Source organism: Anaeromyxobacter dehalogenans 2CP-1 (genome assembly GCF_000022145.1).
Classification (GTDB): Bacteria; Myxococcota; Myxococcia; order Myxococcales; family Anaeromyxobacteraceae; genus Anaeromyxobacter; species Anaeromyxobacter dehalogenans.
Genome location: NC_011891.1, coordinates 791,308 through 806,596, shown reverse-complemented (window position 1 = coordinate 806,596; position 15,289 = coordinate 791,308). Strand labels below are relative to the sequence as shown.

At 76.0% G+C, this 15,289-nt stretch carries 11 protein-coding genes; 10 read left to right on the top strand and 1 reads right to left on the bottom strand.

Annotated features, from left to right (window positions below; translation table 11 throughout):
* Positions 1–3 precede the first annotated feature (3 nt).
* From A2CP1_RS03570 to gspN, 7 genes are read left to right on the top strand one after another with little or no spacing between them, the layout of a single operon-like run.
* The gene (locus A2CP1_RS03570) at positions 4–615 is read left to right on the top strand and encodes a prepilin-type N-terminal cleavage/methylation domain-containing protein (RefSeq protein ID WP_012632104.1); all 612 of its coding nucleotides are present in this window, start codon (positions 4–6) and stop codon (positions 613–615) included.
* Positions 612–1,238, top strand: coding sequence for a type IV pilus modification PilV family protein (locus tag A2CP1_RS03565; protein WP_012632103.1), 627 nt, complete (start codon positions 612–614; stop codon positions 1,236–1,238). Before A2CP1_RS03570 ends, A2CP1_RS03565 begins: the two co-directional genes overlap by 4 nt.
* The gene (locus tag A2CP1_RS03560) at positions 1,235–1,897 is read left to right on the top strand and encodes a PulJ/GspJ family protein (protein WP_012632102.1); all 663 of its coding nucleotides are present in this window, start codon (positions 1,235–1,237) and stop codon (positions 1,895–1,897) included. The genes A2CP1_RS03565 and A2CP1_RS03560 overlap by 4 nt, the downstream gene beginning before the upstream one ends.
* Positions 1,897–3,354: a type II secretion system protein GspK gene (locus A2CP1_RS03555; protein ID WP_012632101.1), complete on the top strand. Its 1,458-nt coding sequence runs from the start codon at positions 1,897–1,899 to the stop codon at positions 3,352–3,354. Before A2CP1_RS03560 ends, A2CP1_RS03555 begins: the two co-directional genes overlap by 1 nt.
* A 4-nt stretch (positions 3,355–3,358) precedes the next feature.
* A complete protein-coding gene (gene pilM, locus A2CP1_RS03550) occupies positions 3,359–4,996 on the top strand; it encodes a pilus assembly protein PilM (RefSeq protein WP_012632100.1) in 1,638 nt (545 codons plus the stop codon).
* A 1-nt stretch (position 4,997) separates the two neighbouring features.
* Entirely contained in the window at positions 4,998–5,555 is a 558-nt protein-coding gene (gene gspM / locus A2CP1_RS03545; protein WP_012632099.1) for a type II secretion system protein GspM, read from the top strand.
* Positions 5,556–5,558: 3 nt separating this feature from the next.
* Entirely contained in the window at positions 5,559–6,572 is a 1,014-nt protein-coding gene (gspN, locus tag A2CP1_RS03540) for a type II secretion system protein GspN (protein WP_012632098.1), read from the top strand.
* 21 nt (positions 6,573–6,593) lie between these two features.
* Here gspN and A2CP1_RS03535 read toward each other — a convergent pair whose 3' ends face one another.
* On the bottom strand, positions 6,594–9,077 hold the full coding sequence (locus A2CP1_RS03535) for a methyl-accepting chemotaxis protein (RefSeq protein WP_012632097.1): 2,484 nt from the start codon (positions 9,075–9,077) through the stop codon (positions 6,594–6,596).
* 199 nt (positions 9,078–9,276) lie between these two features.
* Between A2CP1_RS03535 and smc the strand changes: the two genes are divergently transcribed.
* The 3 genes from smc (at position 9,277) to A2CP1_RS03520 (ending at position 15,234) form a co-directional block, all read left to right on the top strand.
* Complete coding sequence (gene smc, locus A2CP1_RS03530; RefSeq protein WP_012632096.1) at positions 9,277–12,876, top strand: chromosome segregation protein SMC; 3,600 nt, start codon at positions 9,277–9,279, stop codon at positions 12,874–12,876.
* A gap of 256 nt (positions 12,877–13,132) precedes the next feature.
* Complete coding sequence (gene ftsY, locus A2CP1_RS03525; protein ID WP_012632095.1) at positions 13,133–14,542, top strand: signal recognition particle-docking protein FtsY; 1,410 nt, start codon at positions 13,133–13,135, stop codon at positions 14,540–14,542.
* Positions 14,539–15,234: an HAD family hydrolase gene (locus tag A2CP1_RS03520; RefSeq protein WP_012632094.1), complete on the top strand. Its 696-nt coding sequence runs from the start codon at positions 14,539–14,541 to the stop codon at positions 15,232–15,234. The genes ftsY and A2CP1_RS03520 overlap by 4 nt, the downstream gene beginning before the upstream one ends.
* Positions 15,235–15,289: the final 55 nt, after the last annotated feature.

Genomic DNA, 15,289 nt, shown 5'->3' with positions numbered 1-15,289 from the left:
CGCTTGGACCGCCGCCGCCGCCAGCGAGGGTTCACCCTCATCGAGCTGCTGATCGTGATCGGCGTGATCGGCCTGCTCGCGGCGATGGTCGTGCCCGCGGCGGAGTCGGCCACCGGCGCGAACGCGCGCAAGGCGGCGGGCGAGCTGTCCGGGGCGATGCGCTCCCTGTACGACACCGCCGCGCTGCGGAACGCCACCTGCCGGATCGCGCTCGACCTCGGCCAGCGCACCTGGTGGGCGGAGTGCGCGCCCGGGGCGGTGGGCATCTCGGACCCGGCGCGGCCGCAGGATGACGCGGCGCTGGCGAAGCGCTTCCCGGACGAGAAGGACGAGGAGGTCCGCCGGCTGCTCGCGCGGAGCACGTTCGGGAAGTTCGAGGACCGCCTCGTCGGCGAGCGCAAGCTGCCCGGCTCGACCGGGTTCGGGCCGGTCCACGTGGAGGGCCGGCGCGACGCGATCGAGCAGGGGCTGGCCTACGTGTACTTCTTCCCGGGCGGCCAGGCCCAGCGCGCCTGGGTCCCGGTGGTGGACCGCTCGAACGTCTATACCGTGGTCACCGAGCCGTTCACGGGACGCACGCGGGTGGTGCCGGGCAAGGTGGAGGTGCGCGAGTGACGCCCGCCGCCGCCCGGGGGGGGACGTGCCGCGGCCGCCGCGCCGCCGGCTTCACGCTGCTCGAGGTGATGGTCGCGCTCGCGATCCTCGCCATGGGGCTCATGGCGCTCTCCGACGTGGTGGGCGGCGCGCTCCGCAACCACGCCCGCGCCGGCCGCCTGGACGTCGCCACGCTGCTGGCGCGCGGGAAGATGGTGGAGCTCGAGGAGGCGTTCGAGCGCAAGGGGTTCCGCGACTTCGACGAGGAGGACGAGGGATCGTTCGAGCGCGAGGGCCATCCGGAGGTGCGCTGGAAGCTGGAGGTGCTCCGCCCCCGCGTGGAGCTCGGCCCGGAGCGCATCCTGCAGCTCCTCACCGGCACCGAGGGCGGCGATCTCTCGGCGTTGCTCGGCGGGGCGAGCGGGGGGAAGGACGCGCAGGGCGGCGGCCCGCAGACCGTCATGCCGGGCACCGCCGCGGTGGCGGGCACGCTCAACGCGCAGCTCACCGCCATGGGCGAGCAGATCAAGAAGGCGGTGCGCGAGGTGCGCCTCACCGTCGCGTGGCCCGAGGGCGCGCGGCAGGACTCCTTCACGGTGGTCACGCACCTGGTGGTGCTGGCGCCGACGGAGCCGGGCACGTGAGCGCGCGCCGCGCCGCCGCGGGCGGGTTCACGCTCCTCGAGGTGCTGATCGCCATGGCGATCACCGCCGCGGTGGGGGCGATGACGCTCGGCGCGTTCCACCAGGTGGACCGCGCCCAGGAGATCGCCCGCGCGCAGGGGGATCGCTACGCGGCGGCGCGCCTCGCGCTCACCCGCCTGGCGCGCGAGACCTCGATGGCGTTCCTATCCGAGCACTACGACAAGAACCGGCTGCGCGAGCGCCCCACGCTGTTCCGCGGGCGCGAGGAGGGGCTGCTGTTCACCACCCAGGCGCACCGGCGGCTGCTCCGCGACGCGCGCGAGTCCGACGCGTCGGTGGTGGAGTACACGCTGGAGTCCGCCCCGGACGGCGGCGGGGAGCAGGCGCTGTTCCGGCGCGAGAAGGCGCGCGTGGACGAGGAGCCCGAGCGCGAGGGGCGCAAGGACGTCGTCGCCGACCACGTCACCGGGTTCCGGGTCCAGTACTGGGACGCGAAGAAGAAGGACTGGGTGCGCGAATGGAACACCCGGTCGGTGGAGCGCGCGAACGAGCTGCCCGCGCGCGTCCGCTTCGATCTCGAGGTGAAGCTCGCCGACGGGCGCACCGAGAAGTTCTCCACCGAGGCGCGGGTCGCGTTGACGCGGCCGCTGGACTTCTGATGCGCGCCCTCCGCCCCGGCCCACGACCCGCTCGCCCGCGCCCCCGCGGCGCCGCGCTCCTGGTGGTCATGGTGTCGCTCGCCATCCTCACGGCGCTCTCGGTGGACCTCGCCTACGAGACCCGCGTCCGGCTGCAGATCGCCGTGAACGGCCGCGACGAGCTCCGCGCCACCTACCTCGCGAAGAGCGCGGTGTCCTTCTCGCGCCTGGTGCTCGCGTTCCAGCAGCAGATCGACCAGGCGAGCGGCGCTGCCTGCCAGGTGATGGGCGCGCTCACCGGCGGGACCGCCGCGGCCGCGGGCTCGGCGACCGCCGCCGGCACGGCCGGGACCGGCGGCGCGGGCGGCCAGGCCGCGGCGGCGTGTCCGCGCCCGCAGATCTGGGAGCTCGTCCCGGTCAGCTCGGGCCTGGTGCAGGCGCTGTTCGGCGAGGCCGGGCCGGCGGCGCGGGCGGCGGCCGCGGAGGGCGCGCCGCCGCAGGCCCGCTTCGGCGACTTCGAGGGCGGGTTCGCCTCGAAGATCGAGGACGAGGGCCGCAAGGTGAACGTGCAGCTCGACGCGCTCCAGACCAGCGGCCTGCTCGGCCCGCAGGTGGAGGCGATCCTCCGCCTCGTCTGCGACGCACGCTGGGACCCGCTGTTCGACCGCGAGGACGCGGAGGGGCAGCGCTGGACGCGCAACGACCTCCTCCTGCACCTGCGCGACTGGGTGGACGACGACGAGGCGGGCTCCGCGCTCGCGGTGAGCTACCCCGGCGGCGACGGGTGCACGTTCGTGGTCCCCGCCAACCCGTTCGAGAAGGGCTTCTCCGACGAGAACCGCCCCTACGACCACGGCCGCGACCGCTACCGCGCCAAGAACGCGCGCTTCGACTCGCTCGCCGAACTGAGCCTGGTCGCCGGGGTGAGCGACGCGTTCCTGGCGGCCTTCGGCGACCGGCTCACGGTCTACCTGCCGCGCGAGGCGAAGATCAACGTCAACACCTCGGAGCCCTCCGATCAGATGCGCATCGCCTGGATGATGGCCGAGCCGGCGGCGCAGCCGCTCCTGCTCGACCCGGCGTTCCCGCAGAAGCTGCAGCGCGCGCTCTCGGACGTGCGCATGGGCGGGCTGATGGCGCTCACCCCGCCGCAGTTCGCCGCGGTGGTCGCGGCGCTGGGCGTCCCGGTGCGCGCCGACTACCTGGCGCAGAGCCCGAAGTCGCCGTTCACCGACCGCTCGGCGGCGTTCCGCATCCGCGCGTTCGGCAACGCCGGCGCCGTCAGCAAGACCATCGACGCGGTGGTCACCTTCGACCCGAACCAGAACCAGCCGGCCGGCACGGCGCCCATCGCGGGCGCCGCTGGCGCGGCGCCGCCGGCGGCCGGGACGCCCGACGCCGGAAACCCACTCACCACCGCGCTCCAGGGCCAGGCCGGGATCTCGTCCGGCCGCCTCATCCACTGGCGCGAGGAGTAGAGCCATGGCCCAGCACATCCTCGGCCTCGACCTGGGCGCGCACGCGGTGAAGGCCGTGCTCCTGGAGAGCACGTACCGCGGCTACGCCGTCCTCGACACGGCCAGCGCGCCGGTCCCCGCGGCGGAGGGCGACGACGCGCCTCCGCTGCTGGCGCGGCAGGCGGCCGCCGTCCACCAGCTGCTGGGGGAGCGCGGGTGGCGGGTGGACGAGTCGGTGGTGGCGTTCCCCGGCTCGTCGGTGTCCTCGAACGTGGTGACGCTCCCGTTCACGGACGCGCGCCGCATCGAGCAGACCATCGGGTTCGAGGTGGAGGGGCAGATCCCGTTCGACCTCGCGACCGTGGCCTGGGACTGGCAGCCCCTCGGCGTGCGCGACGGCAAGTCCGACCTGCTCGTGGGCGTGGTGCGCAGGGAGGAGCTGGGCGCGCTGCTCGCGGCGCTCGGCCACGGCGGCCTCGACCCGCGCGCGGTGATCCCCGCCGGCCCCGCCTACGCGGCGCTGCTGGCGGGGGGGGCGGTGGAGCCGCTCGCGGCGCCGCCGGAGGGGCCCGCGCCGGCGGAGGGCGTGCTCGACGTCGGCGCCGAGCGCACCAGCCTGTGCGTCACGGCGGCGGGCGCGTGCGAGGCGGCCCGGACGTTCGCGTTCGGCGGCGCGCACCTGGTCCGGGCGCTGGCGCGCGCGCTCGGGGTGCCCGAGGCGGACGCGGGCGCGCTCCTCGCGGGCGAGCTGGGCGGGCCCCCGCCGCCGGCGGAGCTGGCGGCGCTGGCGCGGGATCCGCGGGCCGCGGCGGCGCTCTCGGCCGCGCTGCAGCCGCTCGTGCGCGAGGTGCGCGCCACGCTGCGCGCCTGGCGCGCGCGGGTGGGGCCGCGGCGCCTGGAGCGCCTCTCGCTGGCGGGCGAGCTGGCCAGGCTGCCCGGGCTCCCGGAGCTCCTCGCGCCCGACGTGGACGGCGCGGTGGCGCCGCTCGCGCTGGCCGGTCCGGCGGCGGCCGCCGTCGCCCCCGACCGCGCCCCCGGGCTGGCGCTCGCGCTCGCGCTCGCGCTCCGCGGCCACCAGGGCGCGCGCGCGCCGCGCCTGAACCTGCGCCGCGGCGAGCTCGCGTACACCCGCGACTTCGAGCACCTCAAGGGCAAGCTGGCGCGGCTCGGCCTGTACGCCGCCGCCATCCTGGTGCTGGCCGTGGTGAGCGCCGGGGTGAAGGTGTTCGCGCTCTCGCGCCAGGAGGCCGCGCTGGATCGGGCGCTCTGCGACGCGGAGCAGAAGATCCTGGGCCGCTGCTACCCGAACTTCGAGGAGGCGCAGGCCATCCTGCGCGGGCGCGGCACCGCGGCGGCGGCGCTGCCGCGCGTCTCCGCCGTGGACGTGCTGGGCGAGCTGGCCGACAGGGTGCCCGCGGAGGTCCCGGTGCGGTTCGACCGGATCGAGATCACCCGCGACAAGCTGCACCTCGAGGGCACCACCGACGGCGCGGAGAGCGTGGACAAGGTGGTGGAGGGGCTGCGCGGCTCGCGCTGCTTCGGCGACGCCCGCTCCGGCAGCGCCCGCAAGCGCGCCTCCGACGGCAAGTTCGAGTTCTCCATCGACTCCGGGCTGACCTGCCTCGAGTCCGGCCCGCGCGACGTCGCGGGCGAGAGGGGCTGAGATGGACTTCCTCCGCAAGCTGCGCGCCGACGTGGCGGCCTGGATGGCGAAGCTCGCGCCGCGCGAGCGGGTGCTCGTCACGGTCGCGGCGCTGGGCGTGGCGCTGTTCGCGATCTGGCTGGTCTCGCTCTCCATCAGCCGCGGCATCTCCGCGCGCGAGGCGCGCATCGAGGACAAGACCAAGGTCCTGTCGCAGGTCGGCAAGCTGGCGGAGGGCTACCGGCGCCGCCAGGCGGAGCGGCAGGCGATCGAGTCGCGCCTGAAGGGGCCGCCGGTGCAGCTCCTCAGCCACATCTCGCAGGCCGGCACCGCGCTCGGCATCGAGGTCACCGACCTGCGCCCCACCACCACGCAGGGCGACCTCGAGGGCCTGCGCGAGGAGGCGGTGGAGGTCAGCATCGCGCGCGTGGACCTGGGCCGGCTCGCCCGGCTGATGCAGAGCCTGGAGCGCGGCCCGGGCGTGGTGAAGGTGCGCCGCGTCCGCGTCACCACCCGCACCGACGACCCCGCGCTCGTGGACGCGACGGTGGTGGTCTCCACCTACCAGCTCAAGGCCTGACCGATGAAGCTCGACCTCGGACGGATCCGGCTCCCCTCGATGCCGTGGCTCGCGCGCCTCCCGGGCATGTCGCGGGTGGACTGGAACGTGTGGCGACCGCGCGCCGGCTACGGCGTGTTCGCGCTGCTCGCGTTCGCGGTGGCGCTCCGCGCCACGTTCCCCTCCGAGGCGGTGCGCGAGCGGCTGATCCTCGAGGCGGGCGCGCGCGGCTGGCAGTTCGAGGCCGACGACATCGGCCCGGGCGGCCTGCTCGGCGTGACGGCGGAGGGCGTCCGGCTCGAGGACCACGCCTCGCACCAGCTCGCCATCGACCGGGTGAGCGCGTCGCTCCAGGTGCTGCCGCTGCTGCTCGGCCGGCAGGTGATGGACGTGGACGCGCTCGTCTACGAGGGCCGCGTGCGCGGCAGCACCGCCCTGAACGGCGCCGAGCGGCGCACGGTCCTGGCGCTCCAGGGGCTCGACCTGGCCCGGGCGGTCCCGCTGAAGGTCGCCACCGGCATGGACCTGCAGGGCGCGGTCTCGGGCTCGGTGGACGTCACCGTGCCGGAGGCGCCGGCGGGCCGGCCCACCGGCCGCATGCAGCTGGCGGTGTCCCGCGCCGGCGTGGCCGGGGGCCAGCTGCCCATCCCCGGCATGGCCACCGGCCTGCGCCTCCCGCGCGTCGGCCTCGGCGAGATCGCCGCCAGCGTGAAGCTGGAGGGCGGCAAGGCGGCGGTGGAGCGGCTCGAGGCGAAGGGCGGCGACGTGGAGCTCGCCACCGACGGGCTGGCGGTGACCCTCGGGCCGCGCCTCGAGCACGCGGCCGTGTTCGGCAAGGCGACCGTGCGCATCCAGCCGGCCTTCTGGAGCGCGAGCGCGACCGCCGGCCTGCGGCCCATCGTGGAGGCGGCGCTCGCCTCGGCCCGCACGCCGGACGGCGCCTACCGGCTCCAGGTGGTGGGGACGCTCGGACACCCGCGCATCGTGCTGACGCCGGGGCAGGGCCGCGCGCCCATGGGCGGCGGCGACGAGGAGTAGCCGGGGGGGACCGCCCGCCCGCTAGACCTTGAAGCGCCCCACCCGCTCCGCCAGCGCGCGCGAGCGGGAGCCGAGCCGCTCGGCCAGGCCGGACAGCCCCTCCACCGCGCGCTCGTGGTCGCCGGCCGTCTGCGAGAGCGCCCGCAGCCCCTCGCGGACCCGGCGCGTGGCCGCGTTGTGGTGCTCCACCGCGCGCCCGATCTCCGCGAGCATCCGCTCCACGCGCCCGAGGCTCTCCAGCTGCTGCCGGCCCCGCGTGGACTGGTCCTCCAGCGCGCGCGCCACCTGGTCGGCCATCGCGTTCACGCTGCGCGACGCGGTGTTCACCCCGGCGGCGCTGCGGCCCACCAGCTGCACCGCGGCCGCGACCGCGCGAGAGCCCTCCGCCACCGACTCCACCAGCAGCGAGACCTCGTGCGTGGACTGTGCGTGCGAGCCGACCGCCGCCCGGATCGCGGCGGCGGTCTCGCGCCCCTGCGCGGTGGAGCGGCGGATCTCGCCGAGCGCCTCGAGCGAGTTGCGGGCCAGCTTCACGCCCTCGCCGGCGAGCGCGTCGCCGCGGTCGATGAGGGCGGCGGTGCCCTCCACGTCGTCGCGCACCGCGCGGACGATGTCGCCGATCGACGTGGTCGAGCGGGCGATCTGCGCCGCCAGCTCGCGGATCTGCTCGGCCACCACCGCGAAGCCCTTGCCGTGCTCGCCCGCCTGCGAGGCGATGATGGAGGCGTTGAGCGACAGCAGGCTGGTGCGCCCGGCCACCTCCGAGATGAAGTCCACCACCTGGTCGATGTCGTCGGAGCGCCGCCCCAGCGCCGCCACGCGGCGGTGCGCGTCGGCGACCGCCGCGCGCAGCGCCTCGATCCCGTGCACCGTCTCCTCCACCACCCCGCCGGCCCGCTCGGCCACGTCGGCCACCATCCCGGCGGTGCGCTCGCTCTCCTCGGCGGCGCGCTCCAGCGTCCCGATGGACGACCGCACCGCCGAGAGCGTCCCGGCGGCATGGCCGGCGTGCTGCTCCAGCTCGGCGAGCGTGGCGTCGGCGTCGCGGCCCGCGTGCGCGAGCGACTCCACGTCGCGGAGCGCGACCGCCATGGCGCGCTCCAGCTCGGCCCCCTTCCGCCGCACCTCGTCCAGGCCGGACGCCATCTCGCCCACCTGCTGCGTGGTCGCCGAGACGTACTCCGACAGGCCGCCGACCCCGCGCGCCACCAGCGCGATCGAGCCCTCCATCGCCTCCACCGCGCCCTGCGCCGCCACCGCCCCGGCGTGCTGGTCCAGCGCGCCGGCCCGCACCCGCTCGCCGATGGCGCCCGCCTCGCGCGCGCCGGCCGAGACGCCCTCGCTCGCCGATTGCACGTCCACGACCAGCGCCTTCAACCCCTGCGCCATGCGCCGGAAGTCGGCGGCGAGCTGGCCCATCTCGTCGCGCGAGACCGACGGCGGGCTGGCGGCGAGGTCGCCCGAGGCGATGCGGTCCGCGGCGCGGCCGAGCGTCCGGAACGGGAGCGTGATGGCGCTGGCGGCGAGCCAGGCGAGCAGCGCGGTCGCCGCGTAGACCACCAGGGCGCTGACGGCGAGCGCGCCCCAGAACGCGCGCCGCCGCGCGCGCACCGGCTCCTCCGGGAGCCACGAGACCACGCGCCCGCCCGAGGCGGTGGCGCGCGACACGAGCCAGCCGTCCTCGACCCGGAGCGCGCCCGCGGCCGCAGCGGCCGCGCCCTCGAACGGGACCCGGCCCGCGCCGAAGCGCGCCACCACCGCGCCGCCGGGGCCGAGCACGGCCGAGGGCGTGCCGGTCACGAGCCAGAGGTGCTCGGCCAGCTCCGCGTCGCTCGCGGCCACGCCGGAGGCGACCGCGCTCTCCTGCGCGTGGGCGGCGGTGGCGACGTACTCGCGATCGATGTCGCCCCGGTAGCGGACGTAGCCGGTGGCGGCGAAGAGGAGCACGCAGATGGTGATGAGGCCGAGCGCGAGGATCAGGATCTTCCCGCGCACCGTGCCCTGGACGGCGACCTCGGCGTCCGGGCCGAGCCGCTCGAACACCTCGCCGGCGGCGGTGCCGGCGAGCGCGTAGCAGAGCATCGCCGCGAGCGAGGCGCTGGCGAAGCCCACCGCGGCGCCGGCCAGGCCGAGGTCGAGCGGGACCCCGCGCGCGCGGGCCAGCGCGGTCAGCACCACCGTGGCGAGCACGCCGGCGGCGAGCACCACCGCGGCGGTGTAGGCAGGCAGCCGGTGGCCGGTGGCGGCGGCGCGCAGCGCGAGCGGCGTCGGGATGGCGCCGGCGCCGCGGTGCGCGTCGTCGGCGGCGCGCAGCGGCCGCGACAGGGCCCAGACGGCCCCGCCCGCCGCGGCCCACTCCAGCGCCACGCTCGCGAGGAGCGCCCACCGCAGCGCCTCGCGCTGGGGCGCGGAGAGCGGGAACGCCTGCGTCACCCACCACCCCAGCGCCGTGCCGAGCAGGATCATCGACGCGACGTTCCGGACCAGCCGCCAACCGAAGCGCATGTGGCCCGGGAGTGTATCCCGGGGGAGCGCGCTGGCGCTGCCCCTGGGCGGCCATACACGTCAGGCAACGCAAGGTCGCGTTTCCCCATGGGAAACGGGTGCCGCCGCCCGGGCTGCGGCGCGGCGGCCGGTGAAAACCCCCCATTGATCAAGGGCTTCGCTTGAACTCGCCCATGGGGTCGTGATATCGCGTTTCGCCATGCGCATCCGTCGCCTCGACATTGTCGGGTTCAAGTCCTTCATGGACAAGACCGTCATCGCCTTCGACGACGGGGTGACCGGCGTGGTCGGCCCGAACGGCTGCGGCAAGTCCAACGTGGCCGACTCGATCCGGTGGGTCCTCGGCGAGCAGTCGGCGCGCCACCTCCGCGGCCGGTCCATGGAGGACGTGATCTTCAACGGGTCGGAGTCGAAGCCCCCGCTCTCCATGGCGGAGGTGATGCTCACCTTCGTCAACGACCGGCCCAGCGAGCTGCCGCCGCAGTACCAGGGCTTCGGGGAGATCACCGTCGGCCGCCGCCTGTTCCGCACCGGCGAGTCCGAGTACCTGGTGAACGGCGTCCAGGCCCGGCTGCTGGACGTGAACGACATCTTCTTCGGCTCGGGCGTGGGCCGCACCGCCTACTCGATCATCGAGCAGGGCCGCATCGGCCAGATCGTCTCCGCCCGCCCCGAGGACCGGCGCGCCATCATCGAGGAGGCGGCCGGCATCACGAAGTACAAGAAGCGCCGCGAGGCGGCCGAGCGGAAGATGGAGGCCACGCAGCAGAACCTGCTGCGCGTCGCCGACATCGTCCAGGAGCTGGGCAAGCAGCTCGAGTCGCTCAACCGGCAGGCGCGCAAGGCGGAGAAGTACAAGGCGCTGCGCGGGCAGATCCGCGAGCTCGAGCTGCGCACCGCCGCGGCCCGCTACCTGGAGCTGACCGCCACCCGCCGCGCCGCCGAGGAGCGGCAGGCCGCGCTGAAGGCGGAGGAGGCCGAGCTGTCGGCCCGCCTCGCCGAGCTCGACGGCGCGCTGGAGCAGGACCGCGCCCTCGGCGGCGAGAGCGAGGCGCGGGTCGCCGACCTGGGCACCCGCGAGCACGCGCTGGAGAGCGCCGCGCGCGTCTCCGAGGTCTCGGTGGAGGCGGCGGCGCGCGAGCTCGACCAGATCGCGGAGCGCACCCGCGCGCAGGCGGCCGAGGTGGAGGCGCTGAAGGACCAGGCCGAGGCGCTCGCCGCCGAGCGCGAGACGCTGCTCCGGCAGCGCGACGACCTGCAGTCCCTCGTCACCACCGACGAGGGCCGCCTGGGCGAGGCCGAGGCCGCGCTGCGCGACGCCGGCCGCGAGCAGGGCGCGCTGCAGGCCGAGGCCGACCGCTCGCGGGCCGCCGCCGCCGCCGCGCTCTCCGAGGCCACCTCGCACCGCAGCCAGCTCGCGCAGATCGAGCGCCAGCGGCTCGACCTGCGCGGCCGCATCGAGCGCAACCGCGCCGAGGCCGACGACCTGGCGAAGCGCGCCGGCCAGCTCGACGAGGCGCGCGCGCGCCACGTGGAGAAGCTGGGCCACACCCGCCAGCTGAAGCTCCGCCTGGACGAGCAGCGGGGCGCGCAGGAGGAGCTGCTCGAGCGCACCCGCGCCGAGTTCATCCAGAACGAGGCGAAGCTCATCACGCTGCGCGAGGAGCTGGCGGAGAAGCGCTCCCGCCTGCAGAGCCTCCTCGAGATCGTCCGCAACTACGAGGGCTACGGCCGCGGCGTGCGGAGCCTGATGACCCGGGCCGGCCAGGACGAGCCGCGCGACCACGGCATCTTCGGGCTGGTGGCGGACGTGGTGTCCGCGCCGGAGGAGTACGAGAACGCGATCGAGGCGGTGCTGGGCGAGCGGCTCCAGTACGTCATCGTCGAGAGCCACTCCCAGGGCGTCGAGGCCATCGACTACCTGAAGACCGCGGCCGAGGGGCGCGCCTCGCTCATCCCGATGGCGCGCCTGCGAGAGGCGGGCGCGAGCGACCCCACCGAGGCCGACCGGGCGCAGCCCGGCTTCGTGGCGGTCTGCCTCGACGTGGTGACGTTCGACCCCTCGTACGAGAAGGTGGCCCGCTTCCTCCTCGGCGACGCCATCATCGTGCGCGACCTGCCCTCCGCGCTGGAGATCTGGCAGCAGAGCGCGGTGAAGCGGACGCTGGTCACGCTCGACGGCGAGGTGCTCGACCCCTACGGCGTCGTCACCGGCGGGCCGCTCGAGGGCGAGGGCCACGGCGCGCTGCAGCGGCGGCGCGAGGTGCAGGAGCTGGAGGAGACGGTCCGCGGCTTCGAGGCGGAGTTCTCGCTGGCGCAGGAGCGGCACCGGACCCTGCAGGCGCGGCTGCTCCAGCTCGAGGCGGCGCTGAAGTCGCTCGACAAGGACGGGCGCGAGAAGGAGCTGGCGCTCGTCGAGGAGGAGAAGGACCTCGCCCGCGTGGGCTCCGAGCTGGAGCGCGTGGCCGACCGCACCGGCCAGCTCGAGGCGGAGCGGAAGCAGCTCGAGGACGGGGTCGCCGGGCTGGTGCGCGAGGAGGAGGAGCACCGGGTCGCGGCGGCGACCGCCGAGGCCGAGCAGGGACGCGCCGAGGAGCGGGCCCGCGAGGCGGTGGCGGCGCTCGAGCACACCCGCGCCCGCGGCGACGTGCTCTCCGCCGAGCTGATGAACCTGAAGGTGAAGGCCGCCGCGGACGCCGAGCGGCGCGAGGGCATCGGCTCCGCCCTCAAGCGGATCGACGACACGCGGCGCGAGGTGGACGAGCGGCGCGGGCGGCTGTTCGCCGCGCTCTCCGAGGCGAACGCGCGCGCCGCGGAGCTGCGCGGCCGGCTGGAGGGCACGCGGGTGGACCTGGGCCGGCTGGGGCAGGACCTGGCCGCGGTCCGCGAGGAGCTGGCGCGCGCGCGCGCGGCGCACGAGGGGCTGGTGGCCGCTTCGCGCGGCCGCGAGGCCGAGGCGCGCGAGCTGCGCGGCCGCGCCGAGGCGGTGCGGCAGGCCTGCGCCGAGGCGGCGCTGACCGCGCGCGAGCACGCGCTGGAGCTCTCGCACCTCGAGGAGCAGACCCGGGAGCGCTGCCAGGCCGAGCTGCGGTGGGAGGTGGGCCGCTTCCACCTGGAGAAGCCGCCCGGGGACGCCGAGCGCGAGCGGCTGGACGAGCTCAAGGGGCAGGCCGAGCGGATGGGCGCCATCAACCTGACCGCCATCGAGGAGTACGACGAGCTGTCGAACCGGCACGCGTTCATGAGCGAGCAGCGCGCCGACCTGGAGCGGTCGCTCGCCGACCTCAAGGCCGCCATCGTCAAGATCAACCGCGCCAGCCGCGAGCGCTTCCAGGAGACGTTCGACCGGGTGAACGAGAAGTTCCAGCAGGTGTTCCCGCGCCTGTTCGCGGGCGGGCGCGCCGGCCTGGTGCTCACCGCCGCCGAGGGCGACGGCGAGCAGGGCGTGGAGATCTTCGCGCAGCCGCCCGGGAAGAAGCTCCAGAGCGTCAACCTGCTCTCCGGCGGCGAGAAGGCGCTCACGGCCGTCTCGCTCATCTTCGCCATCTTCCTCATCAAGCCCACCCCGTTCTGCCTGCTGGACGAGGTCGACGCGCCGCTCGACGACGCGAACGTGGGCCGCTACAACGAGATGGTGAAGGAGATGTCGAAGAACTCGCAGTTCATCCTGATCACCCACAACAAGCGGACCATGGAGATGGTGGACACGCTCTACGGGGTGACCATGGAGGAGCCGGGCGTCTCCAAGCTGGTCTCGGTGCGGCTCTCCGAGCGCACCCGCGAGGCCGCCGCGGCCTGAACGATCGGACGGGGCTGCGCCCCGCCCCACGGAGCGGAGCTCCGCGGGGCCCCACCCTGCTCGCCGGGTCCCGTGCGCCGCCGCGGGCGGCCTCGCCGCGCGCGCGGCAGCGCCCCGGCGGGCTCGCTCCGCTCGCTGGCCGTTCACGCCTCCAGAGCCGGGTCGGCGCGCCGCCGCAGCGAATTGACACCCGCGCGCCGGGGGCCCTATATGCTCGGGCTCCCGCAGCATTTTCCTCGCCCGGAGCCCGCCCGCCGTGATCCCGCTCGCACTCACCGCGAACGACGCCGCCGCCGTCGCGATCGTCGTCGCCGTGCTCCTCCTCGTGGTGCTGGCCGCGCTGCGGCTCGCCCGGAAGCGGCGCGCCGCGCCCGGGGCGCCGCCGCGCGCGGCCCCGCCCGCCGCCCCGCCGGCCGAGCGGCTCGCCCGCGGCGCCACCGAGGAGGAGGCCGCCGCGGCGCTCCGCCGGGCCGGCCGCGAGGCCCCGCGACCCGTCGCGCCGCCGCCCCCGCCGCCCGCCGCCGGGCCCGCGGCGCCGCCCGAGGATCGCGAGGCGCTGGAGGCCCGCCGCAAGGAGGAGTACCGCCGCAAGAAGGAGGCGGAGCGCCTCGAGAAGGAGCGCCGGGCCGAGGAGCGCGCCGAGGAGGCGCGGCGCGCGCGCGAGGAGGCGGAGCGGCAGGCGCGCGAGGCCGAGGAGGCGAGGCGCCGGGCGGAGGAGGAGGCGCGGCGGCGCGCCGAGGCCGAGGCGGGCAAGACCCTGGCGGCGGGCCTGGAGAAGACCCGCGGCGGCTTCATGGCGCGCCTGAACGCGCTGTTCGCCGGCGGCAAGGTGGTGGACGACTCGGTCCTCGCCGACCTCGAGGAGGTGCTGTTCACGGCGGACATCGGCGTGAAGACCGCCACGCGGCTGCTCGAGTCCGCCCGCGAGAAGGTCCGCCGCAAGGAGCTGTCGGATCCCGAGCGGCTGAAGGCGGCGCTGCGCGAGGAGATCGCGCGCATCCTCGACCTGGCCGGCACCGGCGGCGCGGCCGCGCCGCTCGCGGTGGGCGAGGCGCGCCCGTGGGTGGTGATGGTGGTGGGCGTGAACGGGTCGGGCAAGACGACCACGGTGGGCAAGCTCGCCGCGAAGCTGCAGGGCGCGGGGCACAAGGTGCTCCTCGGGGCCGGCGACACGTTCCGCGCCGCCGCGGGCGAGCAGCTCGAGGTCTGGGCCGAGCGCGTCTCGGCGCCCGTCGTCCGCGGCAAGGAGGGCGCGGATCCGGCCGCGGTCTGCTTCGAGGCGGTGCAGCGCGGCGCGCAGGAGGGCGTGGACGTGGTGCTCTGCGACACCGCCGGGCGCCTCCACACCAAGATGCCGCTCATGGAGGAGCTGAAGAAGGTGCAGCGGGTGATCGGCAAGGCCGCCGCCGGCGCGCCGCACGAGGTGCTGCTCGTGCTCGACGCCACCAACGGCCAGAACGCCATCGCCCAGGCGCGCCAGTTCCACGAGGCGCTGGGCGTGACCGGCATCGCGCTCACCAAGCTCGACGGCACCGCCAAGGGCGGGGTGATCATCGGGATCTGCGACGAGCTGCGGATCCCGGTACGCTACGTGGGCGTGGGCGAGCGCGTCGCCGACCTGAAGCCGTTCTCGCCGCGCGAGTTCGTGGAGGCGCTGTTCGAGTGAGGCGCGCCGCGGTCATCCTGTGGGACGTGGACGGGACGCTCATCTCGTGCGGGGGCGCCGGCCGGCGCGCGCTGGAGCGCGCGCTCGCGGAGCGCTGCGGCCCGATCGATGGCGCGCTGGGCGGCCTGCGGCTCGACGGCATGACCGATCGGCTGATCGTCCGCGAGGCGCTCGCGCTCCTCGCGCACCCGTACAGCGACGACGCCTGCGAGGGGGTGCTCGCGCGCTACCTCGAGCACCTCGCGGTGGAGATCCGCAACCCGGGGTACCAGGTGCTCCCCGGGGTGGAGGCGGCGCTCCGGTCGCTGCACGGGCGCGTGCCGCAGGGCCTCTGCACGGGGAACGTGGCGGCGGGGGCGCGGGTGAAGCTCGCCCACGGCGGCCTCGACGCCTGGTTCGACTGGGGCCCGGACGCGATCTGCGGGTTCGCGGCCGACGGCGAGGCGCGGGAGCACGTGGTCGCGGCAGCGGTGCGGCGGGCGTCGGCCCGGCTCGGGCGCACGCTCGACCCCGCCGAGGCGCTGGTGGTGGGGGACACGCCCCGCGACGTGGCCGCGGCCCACCTGGTGGGATGCCCGGTGCTGGCGGTCGCGACCGGCCGCTACTCGGCCGCCGAGCTCGCCGCGAGCGGCGCCGACCAGGTGATCGCGTCGCTCGAGGACACGGCCGCGCTCCGTGCAGTGGCCGGCTGATCCGGCGGCGCCGGACCTCGACGCGCCTTGACCCGCCGCTCCGCGCCGGGCTATG

Excerpts from the sequence above, each read along its gene's own strand:
- pilM (WP_012632100.1), top strand. The coding sequence starts at position 3,359 with ATGGCCCAGCACATCCTCGGCCTCGACCTGGGCGCGCACGCGGTGAAG.
- smc (WP_012632096.1), top strand. The coding sequence starts at position 9,277 with ATGCGCATCCGTCGCCTCGACATTGTCGGGTTCAAGTCCTTCATGGAC.
- A2CP1_RS03535 (WP_012632097.1), bottom strand. The coding sequence starts at position 9,077 with ATGCGCTTCGGTTGGCGGCTGGTCCGGAACGTCGCGTCGATGATCCTG.
- A2CP1_RS03555 (WP_012632101.1), top strand. The coding sequence starts at position 1,897 with ATGCGCGCCCTCCGCCCCGGCCCACGACCCGCTCGCCCGCGCCCCCGC.
- gspN (WP_012632098.1), top strand. The coding sequence starts at position 5,559 with ATGAAGCTCGACCTCGGACGGATCCGGCTCCCCTCGATGCCGTGGCTC.
- gspM (WP_012632099.1), top strand. The coding sequence starts at position 4,998 with ATGGACTTCCTCCGCAAGCTGCGCGCCGACGTGGCGGCCTGGATGGCG.